Raw genomic sequence first — 13,694 nt, 5'->3', positions numbered from 1 at the left:
CATATCGGTGGGGACGAGGCCCCGAAATCACCGCCTGCGGCGGGAAGTCTCTGTTAGCCGGCGAGTCGCTGACGGAGGTCCGCCAGGCGGGCCGAAACGCTGGCGTCGATCACGTCGTCGGCGATCTGCACGCGCAGGCCTCCGACCACGGCCGGATCGACGACGGTGTTCAGCGACACCCGGGTGCCGTAGCGCTGCGAGAGCGCGGCGGCGAGCCGGTAGATCTGCGCGGCGCTGAGCGGGGCGGCGGCGTAGACCGTCGCGACCTTACGGCCACGCTGGTCGGCGACGACCTTGGTCGCGCGCGACAGCAGCTGGCGCACCCGTCGTTCGCGGGGCTGCTGCACGAGCGACGCCGCGATGAGCGCCGATGCGCCGCTGACGCGACCGCCGAGCAGGGTGCGCACGAGGGCGCCCTTGGCCGCGGCATCCCCGAGTCGGCTGCCGAGCGCGAGCTCGAGCTCGGGGTTCTCGGCGACGACGCGCGAGAAGCGGAAGAGCTCCTCTTCGACGTCGGCGTCGGGGGCGGCGACGGCGGCTGCCCGCACGGCGAGCTCCTCGATCGCGTCGACCAGGTCGGCGGCCGAGGACCACCGCTGATCGACGACGGCCGTGAGGAGCGACGCCGTGACGGGCTGCACCGAAGGTCCGAAGACCGCGGTGACGACCTGGCGCCGCGCGGCTGCCGGCGCCGATGAGTCGGCGAGCGCGCCGCTCAGCTGCGACGAGTCGCCCACGGCGTGGGCTGCGGCGAAGAGCTCGCCGGCCACGTCGAGGTCGATGCCCGACGCGGCGTCGAGCGCCTTCGTCGTCGCCGCGAGGGCCTGAGTGGTCGCGCTGCCCATTACTTCGACGCCTTCTCTGCCTCGGATGCCTCGAGCTCGGCGAGGAAGCGGTCGACGACGGCCTGAGCCTTCTTGTCGTCGGACAGCGTCTCGCCGATCACGCCGCCGGCGAGGTCGAGGGCGAGGGTGCCCACCTCGCTGCGCAGCGACACGAGCGCGGTCTGGCGCTCGGCCTCGATCTGGGAGTGCGCGGTCGCGGTCAGGCGAGCGGCCTCCGCGGCAGCGGAGTCCTTCGCCTCGGCGACGATCTTCTTGCCGTCCTCACGGGCGGCGTCGCGGATCTCACCGGCTTCCTTGCGGGCATCGGCGAGCTGCGCCGTGTACTCCTCGAGGGCGGCCTCGGCCTTGCGCTGGGCCTCGTCGGCCTTCGCGATGTTGCCTTCGATAGCGGCTGAGCGCTCGTCGAGCAGCGTCTTCATCTTGGGAAGGGCGACCTTCCAGAAGATGAAGAGGATGACGATGAAGCACACCGACGACCACACGATGTCGTACGTGGCGGGCAGCAGAGGATTGTGGGTCTCCCCCTCCTCCGCGGCGTACGCGACAAGAGCGTTCAGCATCCTGTCTCCTTATGGCTGGTGTCGGTGATCAGACGAAGATGAAGTAGGTGGCGATGCCGATGAAGGCGAGCGCCTCGGTGAAGGCGATACCGATCCACATCAGGACCTGCAGGCGGCCGGCGAGCTCGGGCTGGCGAGCCACGCCCTCGATCGTCTTGCCGACGACGATGCCCACGCCGATGGCCGGACCGATCGCGGCGAGGCCGTAGCCCATCGTCGCGACGTTGCCCTCGAGGGCGGCGATGACCGTAGTTGCGTCCACGGGGTCTTTCCTTTCGGTTGTGGGCGGCCCTGCGTCGATTCGGTGCAGGGCCGTCCCGTTTCAGTGCTCTTCGGCGACCGCGAGCTGGATGTAGACCGCGGTGAGAAGGGCGAAGACGTAGGCCTGGAGGACAGCCACCAGGATCTCGAACAGTGTGAAGACGAAGCCGAACGCGAGGCTGCCGGCACCCAGGAGGGTCCACCAGCCGCCGAGGTCGACGACGAAGAACTGCGTGGCGGCGAAGAACAGAACCAGCAGCAGGTGGCCGACCATCATGTTCATGAGGAGTCGGAGCGTGAGCGTCACGGGACGGATGATGAACGTCGAGATGAGCTCGATCGGCGTGACGATGATGTAGATCGGCCACGGCACGCCCGAGGGGAAGAGCGCGTTCTTGAAGAAGTTCTTCGGGCTCTTCTTGATGCCGGCGTAGATGAACGTGAAGTAGCTGATGAGCGCCAGGACCAGCGGGACGGCGATGATGCTCGTGCCGGCGATGTTCAGGAACGGGATGATGCCCGTGATGTTCATGAACAGCACCATGAAGAAGATCGTCGTGAGCAGCGGCAGGAAGCGCTGGGCGTCCTTCTTGCCCAGGAGGTCTTCGCCGATGTTGACGCGGACGAAGTCCAGGCCCATCTCGACCAGGCTCTGGAACCGGCCGGGAACGATGCGCATGTTGCGCGTGCCGAGCCAGAAGATCAGCACGATCGCGATCGTCGCGAGGAACTGGATCAGGTGGATCCGGTGGATGGACAGCGCCTCGATGCCGAAGGGCACGAAGAGGATCTCCGGGAAGAACTCATCGATCGAGGGGCCGTGGAACTCCGGCGGCGCGTCGGCGGCAAGGGGGGCGATCAGGGTCGCAGCAAGATTGAACAGCGCTGGCTCCAGCTTCGGGGCACCGGTCGAGAACCGTTGCGACGATGGTCGGTGAGCGTCATCCGCAAGTGCTCAGACGGCGAGCGGGCGGGCGCGGACTCAGCCTATCAAACTCACAGGGCTGTGATTCACATCAGGTGCCGGGCGGAAGGTTCGACGGGGTAGTGCGCTCCCCCTCCTCGGGGTCGGTCGGCAGCGTGACGTCGCTCACGTGCGGAACGCGCATGCGCAGGAGCACCACGACGTCCACGACCAGCGAGGCGAGCACGCTGACCACGACGGCCAGGAAGAAGATCGTCTGCTGGACCCACGGCTGGTCGCGCAGCACCAGCAGGATCACGATGAATACGATGAACTTCACGATCCAGCCGCCCAGCACGATGCCGAAGAACACCGGCACGTAGAGCGGATCGCCGTACCAGCGGTTCGCGATGAGGATGCTCGCCACCGTGATGCCCAGGAACGATGCGGCCACGAGCACGCCCACGAGCGCGCTCAGCAGGCCGTCCACGCCGGCGACGAGGAAGCCGATCCCGCCGCCGACCACAAGCAGCACGCCGGTGACGATGCCGCCCCACACCAGGACGGTGCGCAGGATCGGCGTGCTCGAGATGGGGTTGGCGCTCATAGAACGTCCTCCAGGAGGGGGTCGGATTCGGGCGCACGGCGGCGCGAGGGCATGAGCGTCACCACGAGGCAGGCGACGACGCCGACCACTCCGTAGGCGACGCCGAACAGATAGTCGCCGGGCCACTCGAGGGTGGTGCCGATGTACATGAGCAGGAAGGCGAAGCTCACCAGGGCCGTCCAGGCGTAGAAGATGAGGACGGCGTCCCGGTCGGTGTGGCCCATGTCGAGCATCCGGTGATGGAGATGCTTGCGGTCGGGTGAGAACGGCGACTTGCCGCGGCTCATGCGGCGCACGACGGCCAGCCCGAAGTCCAGCAGCGGCAGCAGCACGATCACCACCGGAAGCAGGATCGGGATGAACGCGCCGAGCAGCTGGGAGCGGCCGAAGTCGTCGTTGTCGCCCATGATCGCGGGATCGATCTGACCCGTGATGGCGATCGCCGAGCAGGCCATGAGCAGACCGAGCATGAGGGCACCGGCATCCCCCATGAAGAGTCGTGCCGGGCTCCAGTTCAGCGGCAGGAATCCGACGCACGCGCCGATGAGCACCGCGGCGATGAAGGACGCGGTGTTGAAGTAGGTACTGGCGCCCGTATCGCGCACGAGCATGTAGGTGTAGGCGAAGAAGACGCCGTTCGCGATGAGGCAGACGCCAGCGACCAGGCCATCCAGCCCGTCGATGAAGTTCACGGCGTTCATCACGATGACGATCGAGAACACGGTCAGCGTGAAGCTCACCCAGCTCGACCCGACCGAGAGGCCGCCGATCGGCAGCGAGTAGATCTGCAGCTCGCCGAACCACGCGATGATGCCGGCGGCGAGGAACTGCGCGCCGAGCTTGATCATCCAGTCGACGTCCCAGATGTCGTCCGCCACGCCGACGAGCACGATCAGGAACGTCGCGCCCAGGATCGCCCAGACCTGCACGGGCTCGTTCCAGATGATCGCGAAGAACGGATGCTGCGACGAGACCAGGAACGCCGCCACCACTCCGAGGAACATGGCGATCCCGCCGAGGCGGGGCGTCGGCGTCTTGTGGACGTCGCGTTCGCGGATGCCGGGGTACAGCTTGTACTTGAGGCTGAGCCGCCACACGGTCCACGACAGGGCGAACGTGACGGCCGCCGTGAAGAGGATCGTGAAGATGTACTGCTTCACGGGCTGTCCGGCGCCTCGGCGTCGGGCTCCAGCAGCTCGCCGAGCACCTCGAACAGCTCGGCATGGCTCACCGCGCCCTTGCGGAGCACCCGCACCAGCGGGGTCTCACCGCCGACGAGGCTGGTCGCGTCGATGATGGTCGAGGCCACTCCGGTCTCCGACGGACCGTCGCTCAGGTACACCGAGACGCTGTCGCCGAGCATGCCGGCGGCGTCCTCGGCCGTGATGCCGGCGGCCATGCCGGTGAGGTTGGCGCTCGAGACGGCCAGCGGCCCCGTCTCCTCGAGCAGCTCCAGGGCGATGCGGTGCGCGGGCATGCGCACCGCGACCGTGCCCTGGGTCTCGCCCAGATCCCACGACAGCGACGGCTGCGCGGGAAGCACGATGGTCAGCCCGCCGGGCCAGTGCGCCTCGACGAGCCGTTCGATGGGCTCGGGCACCTCGGCGACGAGGGCGCGCATCGTGGTGAGGCCGGCCACGAGCACCGGCGGCGGCGACTGACGCGTGCGTCCCTTCGCATCGAGGAGCCGCTGCACGGCCTTCGCGCTGAAGGCATCCGCGGCCACGCCGTAGACGGTGTCGGTGGGGAGGACGACCAGCTCGCCGCGACCGATGGCCTGGCGTGCCTGACGCATGCCGGTGAGCAGCTGAGCCTCATCGCGGCAATCGAAGATCGGGGACATATCGAACAGGAGTCTACTTGCGGGCGCCTGCGAAGCCGGGCTACGGCCGGAGCGCCGTCGTGGCGCGATCGCGCATCGTGAGGTCGGGATGGGTGGATGCCGCGTGCCAGCCGTCGGCGGCCAGGATGCCGCGGATCGCCTCGCCCTGCCACTCGCCGTGCTCGATCACGATCGTGCCGCCGGGGTGGGCCAGCCGGAGGCCGACGCGGCTCAGGATCCGCACGACGTCCAGGCCGTCCTCTCCCCCGTAGAGCGCGGCCGGCGGGTCGAAGAACCGGACCTCCGGGTCACGCGGGATCGCGGCATCCGGAACATACGGCGGATTCGATGCGACGACCGACACGGTGCCGTCGAGTTCGGGGAAGGCGTGCTCGAGGTCGATGAAGGCGAGCTCGGCGTTGTCGGCGCCGCTGCGGGCGAAGTTCTCCTTGGTCCACACGAAGGCGTCGACGGAGTTCTCGGCGGCGAACACCCGCGCGTGGGGCACTTCCGTCGCCATCGCGAGGGCGATCGCGCCGCTGCCGGTGCCCAGATCCACGGCGATCGGAGAAGGGGATGCCGCGGCCCGCAGCGCGTCGATCGCCAGCTGAGCGACCATCTCGGTCTCGGGCCGGGGCACGAAGACCCCGGGGCCGACGCGCAGCTCGAGGTGGCGGAAGGGCGCGAGGCCCGTGATGTGCTGCAGCGGCTCGCGCGTGGCGCGGCGGGTGACGAGGACCTCGAGGCGGGCTGCGTCGTCGGGCGTGATGACGTCGCCGCGGACCGCGGCGGCCTGCACGGCCCCCCGGCCTGTGGCGAGCACGAACGCGGCGAGGAGCTCGGCGTCGACGTCCGAATCGGGGACGCCCGCGTCGGCGAGACGGGCGGCCGCCAGGCGCACGACGGTGGAGAGCGGAAGCGAATCGGGAGATGAGGCCATGAGTCCTCCCAGCCTAGGCCCGGCGCAGGGTACTCCCCCCGCCGCGATCCCTGTCATAGAAGGACTCACAGCCGAGGCACACCCCTAGGCTGGTGCCACTTGCAGACCTCCGCTGAAAGGCCCGAAATGACCGGCATCCACCCCGACATCACCTCCGCCTTCGGAAACACCCCGCTGGTGCGCCTGAACCGCATCGCGGAGGGCGTCGGCGGCAACATTCTGGCGAAGCTCGAGTTCTACAACCCGGCGTCCAGCGTGAAGGACCGCCTGGGCATCGCGATCATCGACGCCGCCGAGGCTTCGGGCCAGCTCCAGCCGGGCGGCACCATCGTCGAGGCCACGAGCGGCAACACCGGCATCGCGCTCGCGATGGTCGGCGCGGCGCGCGGCTACCGCGTCGTGCTCGCCATGCCCTCGTCGATGTCGATCGAGCGTCGCCTGCTGCTCAAGGCCTACGGTGCCGAGCTCGTCCTCACCGACCCCGCGGGCGGCATGAAGGGCGCCATCGCCAAGGCCGAGGAGCTCGTCGCCGAGATCCCGGGCGCCGTGCTCGCCAAGCAGTTCGAGAACGAGGCGAACCCCCGCATCCATCGCGAGACCACGGCCGAGGAGATCCTCCGCGACACCGACGGCCAGGTCGACTACTTCGTCGCCGGCATCGGCACCGGCGGCACCATCACGGGCGTCGGCCAGGTGCTCAAGGAGCGTGCCCCGAACGCGAAGGTCGTCGCCGTCGAGCCGGCCGACTCGCCGCTGCTGACCAAGGGCACGCCCGGACCCCACAAGATCCAGGGCATCGGGCCGAACTTCGTCCCCGCCATCCTCGATCAGGGCGTCATCGACGAGGTCATCGACGTCGAGTTCCCCGACGCCATCGCCACCGCGCGCGCCGTCGGGACGCAGGACGGCATCCTCGTCGGCATCTCTTCCGGCGCCGCGATCTGGGCAGCGCTGCAGGTCGCCGCGCGCCCTGAGGCCGCCGGCAAGAACATCGTCGTGATCATCCCCTCGTTCGGCGAGCGGTACCTCTCGACCGCCCTGTACGAGGATCTGCGCGAAGATTGATCTGACATGACGGCGCGGTGACACGTTCCTGGGGCTCCGCCCCTGTCGGACGGCGCCGCGCCGTCGTCGTCCGTACCGACCTGAGGGAGCTTCGTGCCCGGCATCCATGACGACATCACCACCGCCTTCGGTGAGACCCCCCTTGTGAGGCTCAACGCCCTCACGGAAGGGCTCGGCGCCGAGGTGCTGGTCAAGCTCGAGTTCTACAACCCGGGCTCCAGCGTCAAGGACCGGCTGGGCTATGCGTTGGTCGAGGCGGCCGAGAAGTCGGGCGAGCTGAAGCCCGGCGGCACCATCGTGGAGTCCACGAGCGGCAACACCGGGATCGCGCTCGCGCTCATCGGCGCGGCCCGCGGCTACAAGGTGATCCTCACGATGCCCGCCTCGATGTCCAAGGAGCGGCGGACCCTGCTGCGGGCCTACGGCGCCGAGCTCGTCCTCACCGACCCGTACAAGGGCATGACCGAGGCGGTCCAGACCGCCCAGCAGATCGTCGCGGACACCCCCGGCGCGGTGCTGGCGCGGCAGTTCGAGCACGAGGCGAACGCCGAGATCCACCGCCGGACGACCGCCGAGGAGATCTGGCGCGACACCGAGGGGCGGGTCGACTACTTCGTCGCCGGCTCGGGCACGGGCGGCACGATCACGGGCGTCGGGCAGGTGCTCAAGGAGCGCAACCCCGACGTGAAGATCGCGATCGTCGAGCCCAAGGACTCCCCCATGCTGTCCGAGGGCCGCGCCGGCGGACACCGCATCCAGGGCATCGGGCCGAACTTCGTGCCCGATGTGCTCGACCGCTCCGTCATCGACGAGATCTTCGACGTCGACTTCGACGACGCCATCGCCGTGGCGCGCGACCTCGCGACCCGCGAGGGCATCCTCGGCGGCATGTCGGCGGGCGCCGCAGTGTGGGCCGCGCTCGAGATCGCCGCCCGGCCGGAGGCGGCCGGCAAGCGCATCGTCGTCATCATCCCGGACTCGGGCGAGCGGTATCTGTCGACCGCGCTTTACGAGCACGTGCGCGAGCCCGAGAAGGCCGCCTCGTGAACGAGCGAATCGGATTCATCGCGCGCGTGCGCGAGGACGTCATCGCCGCCCGGCTGCGCGACCCGGCCGCGCGCAGCGGCGTCGAGATCGCCCTCTTGTACCCCGGCTTGCACGCCATCTGGGCGCACCGCGTCTGGCACGCGCTCTGGACGCGGCGCGTGCGGTTCGTCGCCCGCGCGGGTTCGCAGATCACGCGCTGGCTGACCGGGATCGAGATCCATCCCGGCGCGACGATCGGCCGGCGCTTCTTCATCGACCACGGCATGGGTGTGGTGATCGGCGAGACCGCCGAGGTCGGCGACGACGTCATGCTCTACCACGGCGTCACCCTCGGCGGCCGTCAGCGCGAGGGCGGCAAGCGGCACCCCACGATCGAAGACGGCGTCGCCGTCGGCGCGGGGGCGAAGATCCTCGGTCCGATCACGATCGGCGCCGGCTCGGTCGTCGGCGCGAACGCGGTCGTGACCAAGGATGCCCCGGCCGACAGCGTGCTCGTCGGCATCCCGGCCAAGGCGCGGACCCGTCGGGCCGGCGAGGACACCCGCGCACTGCTGACCACGCCCGAGTACCACATCTGACCTCGAGTCGCCGCGGCGCTGGGGCGCGGCATCCGCTCGTCCGTGGTGATTCGTCTGTGCGATTCGGTCCTTCGGCTATGCCTCCGAGAGCCGATTCACGCAGATGAACCGCGGCGCGCGGGCGCGGCGTGCTGGGCGATCCGCTGGCGTTCGTCCGTGCGATTCGGTCCTTCGGCTATGCCTCCGAGAGCCGATTTACGCAGATGAACCGCGACGCGCGACGGCGACGCGACGGACCAGCTCGCGCGGGTACCGGAACACATGAGAACCGGTGACGCGGATGGTCCGCCAGCCCGCTGCCGCGTAGGCGGTGTACTTGTCGATGTCCCGCTCGAGCTGGGCCCGCGTGAGATGCCGGTCGCTCTCGTACTCGATGGCCACGCGCTCATGCGGATAGGCGAGCTCGGAGCAGCCCAGGAACTCGCCGTGCAGCCCGAACACGTCGTGGTCGAGCACCGGCTCCGGCAGTCCCGCGTCGGTGAGGATGAGCCGGATCCAGGTCTCGGGGCGAGAAGAGGAGCCCGTGCGCGCCCGGTCGAGGGCGGGCCGCAGGATCGGAGCACCGTGCCACCGTCCGGAGGCCAGTCTCTCGGCGAGCTCGCCCGCCGAGGCGAGAGCCCGACCCGTCGCCGGGCGAAAGCCTCCCGGGTGCCTGGGCACTCGCAGAATGGCGTCGGCCACGGCGACGAGATCGTACAGTTCGAGGGTGCGGCCGAGGCTCGCCCACGTCGTCGCCGCATCGGCCACCGGCATGCCCTCGATCATCGTGGTCTCGACCATCCGCGGCAGGATCTGTATGCCGTCCACTCCTTTCCGCCGCGATGCGGTACGCGGATGCCGCACCCCGACGTGGATCCTCGCGTGAAGGCCGTTCGGGAGCGGAAGTCCGTAGAGGAACGCGGCCGTCGGACCGATGAAGAACGAGCCGTCCGGCATCGCCGTGCGGTACTCGTCGATCCGCCGGCGCAGGTGCGAGGCATCCCGCGCCCATGCTTCAGCGCTGAGATCTTCAGGCGTGTCGACGCTGCGCGTACCGTGGAATCGGCTCACCAGGTCGCGGCCGCGGAGTCTGCCCGCGCCGACGCCCAGCTCACGGGCGGCGCTGACCCTGAACGCAGGCCCGAGTTCCGAGGGAAGTCCTTGCCGCGGCATCCGCCCACTCTTGCGTCCACCCACCGCCGGCTGGAGCCGCTCTCCACAGCCGCACAGCCGCGGGTGGTGCGCCTATCTGTGCGAAACCGCGCGCCAGTCCGGCCCGGAACGTCGTTTTCGCACAGATGAATCCGCCTGACGGCGGAGGCTGGGGAGGAGTCAGGCGTCGCGGCGCTCGTCGACCTTCTTCTTGATGAACAGCGGCGGCAGCAGCCACGTCGCCAGGGCCGTGACGAGCCACACGATGACCGGCGCCAGGATCCAGGCGATCGGCTGCGAGATGCCGATGCCGGCATTCGGGATCAGCACGACCACGAGGATCGCGACGAACGTCGAGATGATGCCGATGCCGCCCAGCAGCGCCGGAGCGTGGCGATGCGTGAGCTTGAAGACCCACGGCGCCAGGACGCTCTGGATCACCGCGAAGATCACGACGGCGAGCACGAAGCCCCACCAGTCGCTCCAGTCGATGTGGAATCCCTCGAGGATGAGGTCCGCGGCGATCAGGCCGAGCGCCGCGGAGACCAGGAAGATGGCGGCGCGGATGAGGAACGTGAGCACGACCGAAGCCTAGCGGCGCGCTCCCCCGCGGCGCGCGGGCCACTCGTTTGTGCGACACCGACTCTCGAGGCGTGCGCAAACGTACGATTCGCACAGACGAATCTGGCGAGACCTTCGCGAGGCCCGGTCAGTCGTCGGAGGCCAGAGCCGCGAGCTGGGCCTCTTCGTCGGCCTTGATCGCGGACTCGACGATCGGCTCGAGCGCGCCGTCCATCACCTGGTCGAGGTTGTACGCCTTGTACCCGGTGCGGTGGTCGGCGATGCGGTTCTCGGGGAAGTTGTAGGTGCGGATGCGCTCGGACCGGTCCATGCCGCGGATCTGCGACTTGCGGGCATCGGAGGCCGCGGCATCCCGCTCCTCCTGCTGACGCGCCAGCAGCCGGGCGCGCAGCACGCGCATGCCCGCTTCGCGGTTCTGCAGCTGCGACTTCTCGTTCTGCATCGAGACCACGATGCCCGTCGGCACGTGGGTGATGCGGACAGCCGAGTCCGTCGTGTTGACCGACTGGCCGCCCGGACCGGACGAGCGGAAGACGTCGATCTTGAGGTCGGCCTGGTTGATCTCGACCTCGTCGGGCTCGTCGACCTCGGGGAAGACGAGCACTCCGGTCGTCGAGGTGTGGATGCGCCCCTGCGACTCGGTCGCCGGCACGCGCTGCACGCGGTGCACGCCGCCCTCGTACTTGAGGTGCGCCCACACCCCCTGGGCGGGGTCGGCGCTCGAGCCCTTGATCGCGACCTGGACGTCCTTGTACCCGCCGAGGTCGGACTCGTTGCGCTCGAGGAGCTCGGTCTTCCAGCCCTTCGACGCGGCGTACTGCAGGTACATGCGCAGGAGGTCGGCCGCGAACAGAGCGCTCTCGGCGCCGCCCTCGCCCTGCTTGATCTCCATGATCACGTCGCGCGCGTCGTCGGGGTCACGCGGGATCAGCAGACGCCGGAGGCGCTCCTGAGCAGCCGTGAGCTCCTCTTCCATCGCCGGCACCTCGGCCGCGATGGACTCGTCCTCGCGCGCCATCTCGCGCGCGGCTTCCAGATCATCGGATGCCGCGACGAAGTCCTCGTAGGCCTTCACGACGCGCGAGAGCTCGGCGTAGCGGCGGTTCACCCGCTTGGCGCGCACCGCATCGGCGTGCACCGCAGGGTCGGAGAGCTCCTCCTGAACCGCCTTGTGCTCTTCGAGCAGCGGCTTGACCGAATCCAACACTCGGAAGGCCTCCGGGGCTCAGCGGATGCTGTTGTCGTTCGCGTGGCTGTGGCCGCCACCGGTCGGCGCCGGGATCGACTTCTGCATCTGCACGAGGAACTCGACGTTGGACTGCGTCTCCTTGAGCTTGCCCAGCACGACCTCGAGGGCCTGCTGGGTGTCGAGGCCCGCGAGGGCGCGACGCAGCTTCCAGGTGATCTTGACCTCGTCGGCCGACAGCAGCATCTCTTCGCGACGGGTGCTCGACGCATTGACGTCGACCGCCGGGAAGATGCGCTTGTCGGCGAGCTGACGGCTGAGGCGCAGCTCGCTGTTGCCCGTGCCCTTGAACTCCTCGAAGATCACGTCGTCCATCTTGGAGCCGGTCTCGACGAGCGCGGTCGCGAGGATCGTGAGCGATCCGCCGTTCTCGATGTTGCGCGCGGCGCCGAAGAAGCGCTTGGGCGGGTACAGCGCCGAGGCGTCGACACCGCCGGTCAGCACGCGACCCGAGGTCGGGGCCGAGATGTTGTACGCACGGCCGAGACGCGTGATCGAGTCGAGCAGCACGACGACGTCGCGGCCGAGCTCCACCAGGCGCTTGGCGCGCTCGATGGCGAGCTCGGCGACGGTGGTGTGGTCTTCGGCGGGCCGGTCGAAGGTCGAGGCGATGACCTCGCCCTTCACCGTGCGCTGCATGTCGGTGACCTCTTCGGGCCGCTCGTCGACGAGCACGACCATGAGGTGGACCTCGGGGTTGTTCGTCGCGATCGCGTTGGCGATCTGCTGCAGCACGATGGTCTTGCCGGCCTTGGGCGGCGCGACGATGAGTCCGCGCTGGCCCTTGCCGATCGGGGCGACCAGGTCGATGATGCGCTGGGTCAGCTTCTCGGGCGCGGTCTCGAGGCGCAGGCGCTCCTGCGGGTAGAGCGGCGTGAGCTTGCCGAACTCGACGCGGGTCGCGGCATCCTCGACCGAAAGGCCGTTGATCGCGTCGACCTTGACGAGCGCGTTGTACTTCTGGCGGCTCGACTGCTCGCCCTCGCGGGGCTGCTTGATCGCGCCGACGACGGCGTCGCCCTTACGGAGGTTGTACTTCTTGACCTGGCCGAGCGAGACGTAGACGTCGCTGGTGCCCGGCAGGTAGCCGGACGTGCGCACGAACGCGTAGTTGTCGAGCACGTCGAGGATGCCGGCGATCGGGATGAGGACGTCGTCCTCGCCGATCTCGGTCTCGAACTCGTCACCGGTCTGCGCCGGAGCGCCACGGCGCTTGTTGCGCTGACGGCCACGGCCGTTGCCCTGCGACTGCTCGTCGTCGGCGTCGGCGGATGCCGCGGCGGGAGCTTCCTTGGCGGCGGGCGCGTTCTGGCCGCGACCGTTCTGGGAGCGGTCGTTCTGGGCGCGGTCGTTCGCGGGTGCGTCGCCCTGGCCGTTCTGGTTGCGGTTGCGGCTTCGGCTGCGGCTGCGGCTGCGGCTGCGCGACGAGCCCTCTTCTGCGCCGGCGTCGGCGTTCTGCTCGGACGAGTCGCCCTCGGCGGCGTCGGCGGGCTTCGCCTCGGCGGGCGCGTCGACGGATGCCGCGGCGGCAGGCGCCGCGTCAGCGGGTGCCTCGTCGGGCACGGCGGCAGCGGATGCCTCAGCGGCAGGCGCCTCGGCCGGAGCCTCGTCGGCGGCGGCCTCGGCCCGGGCCTGCTCGGCGGATGCCGGCTCTGCGGCGGCGTCGGCTGCCGGAGTCTCGGCGGCCGGCTCTGCGACGACGTCGGCCGTCTTGGCACGGCGCGGCGCACGCTTGCGCGGCGCCTTCACCGGGGCGGCGGGCGCCTCCTCCGCGGCCGGAGCCTCGACCGGCGCCTCAGCGGCGGCGGCCTCGTCGGCCGGCGCGTCGGCCGCGGCGGGGGCCTCGGCCTCCTCTGCGGCAGACGGCGCGACCTCGGTCGCGTCGGTGGTGTTGTCGACCGTTGCGGCAGTGTCGAGCGCTTCCGTGCGCTCGGCGTCGGCATCGGCGATGTGGATCTCGGAGATGGACTCCACGAGTTCTCCCTTGTCAAACGAATGGATATGCACGACCGCACGCGACGCGCTGCAGTGCAGACGTCTGCCCGACCCTTCGACGAAAGTCGCGACCTTCGATCGGTATGAGTACCGCGATGGCGCTCAGAGACC

General features: G+C 69.5%; 15 protein-coding genes. 3 read left to right on the top strand and 12 right to left on the bottom strand.

Features of this window, described 5'->3' with window-relative positions; translation table 11 throughout:
* Nucleotides 1-53: 53 nt before the first annotated feature.
* From ASD56_RS15045 to prmC, 8 genes are all read right to left on the bottom strand, one after another.
* On the bottom strand, nt 54-845 hold the full coding sequence (locus tag ASD56_RS15045) for a F0F1 ATP synthase subunit delta (protein ID WP_055967689.1): 792 nt from the start codon (nt 843-845) through the stop codon (nt 54-56).
* Nucleotides 845-1,405: a F0F1 ATP synthase subunit B gene (locus tag ASD56_RS15040; protein ID WP_055967686.1), complete on the bottom strand. Its 561-nt coding sequence runs from the start codon at nt 1,403-1,405 to the stop codon at nt 845-847. Before ASD56_RS15040 ends, ASD56_RS15045 begins: the two co-directional genes overlap by 1 nt.
* Nucleotides 1,406-1,433: 28 nt before the next feature.
* On the bottom strand, nt 1,434-1,667 hold the full coding sequence (atpE, locus tag ASD56_RS15035) for an ATP synthase F0 subunit C (protein WP_055967684.1): 234 nt from the start codon (nt 1,665-1,667) through the stop codon (nt 1,434-1,436).
* Nucleotides 1,668-1,727: 60 nt separating this feature from the next.
* Nucleotides 1,728-2,528: a F0F1 ATP synthase subunit A gene (gene atpB, locus ASD56_RS15030; protein ID WP_235565749.1), complete on the bottom strand. Its 801-nt coding sequence runs from the start codon at nt 2,526-2,528 to the stop codon at nt 1,728-1,730.
* A 154-nt stretch (nt 2,529-2,682) separates the two neighbouring features.
* Complete coding sequence (locus tag ASD56_RS15025; protein WP_055967680.1) at nt 2,683-3,177, bottom strand: hypothetical protein; 495 nt, start codon at nt 3,175-3,177, stop codon at nt 2,683-2,685.
* Nucleotides 3,174-4,337: an MraY family glycosyltransferase gene (locus ASD56_RS15020; protein WP_055967677.1), complete on the bottom strand. Its 1,164-nt coding sequence runs from the start codon at nt 4,335-4,337 to the stop codon at nt 3,174-3,176. Before ASD56_RS15020 ends, ASD56_RS15025 begins: the two co-directional genes overlap by 4 nt.
* Complete coding sequence (locus ASD56_RS15015; protein WP_055967675.1) at nt 4,334-5,020, bottom strand: L-threonylcarbamoyladenylate synthase; 687 nt, start codon at nt 5,018-5,020, stop codon at nt 4,334-4,336. The genes ASD56_RS15020 and ASD56_RS15015 overlap by 4 nt, the downstream gene beginning before the upstream one ends.
* A 40-nt stretch (nt 5,021-5,060) precedes the next feature.
* Nucleotides 5,061-5,939 carry a peptide chain release factor N(5)-glutamine methyltransferase gene (gene prmC / locus ASD56_RS15010; RefSeq protein ID WP_055967672.1) on the bottom strand — a complete coding sequence of 293 codons (879 nt, stop codon included), beginning with the start codon at nt 5,937-5,939 and terminating at the stop codon, nt 5,061-5,063.
* A 126-nt stretch (nt 5,940-6,065) separates the two neighbouring features.
* Here prmC and cysK (ASD56_RS15005) point away from each other — a divergent pair, with 126 nt between their 5' ends.
* From cysK (ASD56_RS15005) to epsC, 3 genes are all read left to right on the top strand, one after another.
* Nucleotides 6,066-7,004: a cysteine synthase A gene (gene cysK, locus ASD56_RS15005; protein WP_055967669.1), complete on the top strand. Its 939-nt coding sequence runs from the start codon at nt 6,066-6,068 to the stop codon at nt 7,002-7,004.
* 93 nt (nt 7,005-7,097) lie between these two features.
* Nucleotides 7,098-8,051 (top strand): cysteine synthase A, encoded by a 954-nt coding sequence (gene cysK, locus ASD56_RS15000; protein ID WP_055967666.1) that lies wholly within the window; start codon nt 7,098-7,100, stop codon nt 8,049-8,051.
* Between the two features lie 8 nt (nt 8,052-8,059).
* On the top strand, nt 8,060-8,629 hold the full coding sequence (epsC, locus tag ASD56_RS14995; protein ID WP_157536153.1) for a serine O-acetyltransferase EpsC: 570 nt from the start codon (nt 8,060-8,062) through the stop codon (nt 8,627-8,629).
* A 195-nt stretch (nt 8,630-8,824) separates the two neighbouring features.
* Here epsC and ASD56_RS14990 read toward each other — a convergent pair whose 3' ends face one another.
* The 4 genes from ASD56_RS14990 to rho all read right to left on the bottom strand — a co-directional run bounded on the left by ASD56_RS14990 (nt 8,825) and on the right by rho (nt 13,562).
* Entirely contained in the window at nt 8,825-9,781 is a 957-nt protein-coding gene (locus ASD56_RS14990) for a hypothetical protein (RefSeq protein ID WP_055967658.1), read from the bottom strand.
* Nucleotides 9,782-9,940: 159 nt separating this feature from the next.
* Nucleotides 9,941-10,342, bottom strand: coding sequence for a hypothetical protein (locus ASD56_RS14985; RefSeq protein ID WP_055967656.1), 402 nt, complete (start codon nt 10,340-10,342; stop codon nt 9,941-9,943).
* Between the two features lie 127 nt (nt 10,343-10,469).
* Nucleotides 10,470-11,549, bottom strand: a complete 1,080-nt coding sequence (gene prfA, locus ASD56_RS14980; RefSeq protein ID WP_055967653.1) for a peptide chain release factor 1 — start codon at nt 11,547-11,549, stop codon at nt 10,470-10,472.
* A gap of 18 nt (nt 11,550-11,567) precedes the next feature.
* Nucleotides 11,568-13,562 carry a transcription termination factor Rho gene (rho, locus tag ASD56_RS14975; protein ID WP_055967650.1) on the bottom strand — a complete coding sequence of 665 codons (1,995 nt, stop codon included), beginning with the start codon at nt 13,560-13,562 and terminating at the stop codon, nt 11,568-11,570.
* Between the last annotated feature and the right edge of the window lie 132 nt (nt 13,563-13,694).

Source organism: Microbacterium sp. Root166, assembly GCF_001427145.1.
In the GTDB taxonomy this organism is placed as follows: Bacteria; Actinomycetota; Actinomycetes; order Actinomycetales; family Microbacteriaceae; genus Microbacterium.
Note: the sequence above shows the minus strand (reverse complement) of the source record. Positions and strands in the feature narration are given on the sequence as shown.